The sequence below is a fragment of the Embleya sp. NPDC025285 genome (assembly GCF_055558835.1).
The window spans coordinates 1-2342 of the sequence record NZ_JBVHLU010000263.1 but is presented as its reverse complement, the minus strand read 5'-3'; the positions used below and the strand labels follow the sequence as shown (position 1 = coordinate 2342).

The window sequence follows — 2342 nt, the reverse complement described above, 5'->3', positions numbered from 1 at the left end:
CGGTGGTCTGCCGATCCGGATGTGGGTGCGGTTCGTTTCGAGGACCGACACTGATCATCCAGTGAGCGCGAACTTCCGTGCGGGAGCGCCGGTTACGGGCGGATGGCGATGGTGCTGAGCGTGCCGTTACCCCAGATGGTGGTGCTCATCATCATCTGACCGTCCAGGGACGCCACCGTGAACTCCGGAACGAAACGATCAGTGAAGAGGGTCGCGAAGCCGCTCCGCAGCAAGTCCACCTCACTTCTCACCAGGTCCCACTCGTCGAGCAGTTGGACACGGAACCACACCTCGTACGGCTCATGGTCCGAATCGTCCCCGAGGCGGGCTCGGCCGAGCGCGAGCAGAAACTCGCGCTTCTCGTCGAGGAGCCCGAACTCCGCGGCCATTCGATGCCAGCCCGTGTTGACCTTGTCGGCGAAGTCCGAAGCGTCCAGGTCGGCGACCTCTTCCGGGTCGGAGTCGAAGCGTCCGTGCTCAGGCCCGGCGCTCGCAGGCGACGCGTACTTCGGTAGCGGCAGTCGGACCTCCTGTCGGACTCGTTCGACGAGTCGGAGCCCGGCGGAGGCGAGCAAGTCACCTATCTCGGCGTCAGTCAGAATCACGGCAGCACAGTAACCGCAGTTCACGCCACCCGCGCCGGATTTTCTGGCGATCCAAGAGCGCCTACCACCCCTTGATCGCAAGCTTCACTCGAAACGAGCCGCACCCTCCGGATATCGGCGGCGTAGGTGGGCGATGAGGACGACGCGGTGGCGGAGGAGGGGGACGCCGGCGCGTCCGGCCATGATGCGTTTCTGGAGTTTCACGTCGGTGATGCGACCTTCGTTGACGCCGGAGTTATAGCGGGTGGTGATCCCCTGGACGACGGCGTTCCGGTCCTCGCGCAGGGCTGCTGCGACCCCGACGAGAGGCGCCAGTCCGCTGTTGGTGAGCCCGTCGAGCCAGTCGGGTAGCGGTGCGGCGTCGTGGGAGTCGAGCATGGCGGAGAACTGCCGTACCAGGCCGTGGGTGCGGTGGAGTTCCGGACAGTGTTCGAGGAGCCGGTGCAGGCGCTCGGCGGTATGCGGAGTGTGCTTGTGGGGAGCGGTGACGATCCAGCGTGCGACCTCGCGTGGGGACGGCGGCCGTTCGCGAGGCTCGTCCAGGGGCAGGCCACGCCGCAGCGGCGCGACAGCCATCTTCACGCGCTGGTAGTGGCCCGAGTAGCCCTTGGTCGAGAGCTCCTGGTGAAGGACGGTGGCGCTGTGCTCGCCTTCGTCCCAGCGTTGTTGCAGGTAGTCGAGGTAGGGGTCCAACGTGGACGGTCGGCGGGGCGGTCGGCGCACGACCTCCTGCCAGGTGCGGGCGCGAGCGTACTTGCGGACCGTGCGGCGGTCCAGGCCGAGTTCGCGGGCCACGCTGCTGTGGGAGCGACCGGTGTGGGTGGCCGCGTGCACGGCCTCGAACAGCCGCCGTGCGTGGCGATCGGCGCGCGTGTCCGCCGTTGCCGCCCCGTCGCGCTCGGGGGTGGTGTCCTGAGGTTCGGGCAGCGCGGCGGGCAGGCAGTCGCGGTGGGCGGAGGCGACGTCCTTCACGCGCCGGGACAGGCCCTGCCAGAGGTGAAAACGGTCGCTGACCTGGAGGGCGTCGGGGGCGCCCGTGGCGATGCCCTGCCGATAGGCGAGCGACCCGTCGCGGCAGGCGACCTCGACGCCGGGGTGTTCACGCAGCCATCGGCCGAGCTGCTCGGCGTCCCGGCCTTCCCAGAGCGTGAGCGGAAGGCGGGTCGTGGCGTCCACCAGGAGGGTGCCGTAGGTGTCGCCGTACAGCGCGAAGTCGTCCACCCCCAGTACTCGGGGAGTGACGAGCGGGGGCAGCGGTATGCGCATCAACTGGGCGAGCACGGTGCTCCGCGAGAGTGCGACATCGACGACCCGCAGCATCCGGGCCCCACCGCGGCCCGCCAGGAGGACGCCGACCTCCTCGACCACACGCTGCAACAGCGGAGTGCGCCGTTGATAGCGCACGGTCAACCCCGGCACCTGCTCGGCGAAGGTCACCTTCGGGCAGGCCGGATTCTCGCAGTACAAACGGCGCACACTCAGGTCGATCCGCACGGGCCGACCCCCGACCCCAGCGTCCGCGAGGTGCCGCACGTAGCGGCTGTGACTCCACTCGCTCGGCACACCACACCCCGTACAGGCCACCGCAGCAAGGGAGTTCGTACGGGCCCGGATCCCGATCACGGGACCCGTGAGATCAGTCGAGGTCACCAGCACGTCGGCCAAGTTCGGTATCAATTGCGACAGTTCGATAGAACACAGTCAGAGGTTTCCCGCCGACGACCGCGCCGACCATCA

2 protein-coding genes are annotated in these 2342 nt (G+C 68.4%); both read right to left on the bottom strand.

Annotated features, from left to right (window positions below; all coding sequences use genetic code 11):
• Nucleotides 1-92: 92 nt before the first annotated feature.
• Nucleotides 93-605: a hypothetical protein gene (locus ACZ4FV_RS52065; protein WP_402241900.1), complete on the bottom strand. Its 513-nt coding sequence runs from the start codon at nucleotides 603-605 to the stop codon at nucleotides 93-95.
• An 84-nt stretch (nucleotides 606-689) separates the two neighbouring features.
• Entirely contained in the window at nucleotides 690-2255 is a 1566-nt protein-coding gene (locus ACZ4FV_RS52060) for an ISL3 family transposase (RefSeq protein ID WP_465328473.1), read from the bottom strand.
• Between the last annotated feature and the right edge of the window lie 87 nt (nucleotides 2256-2342).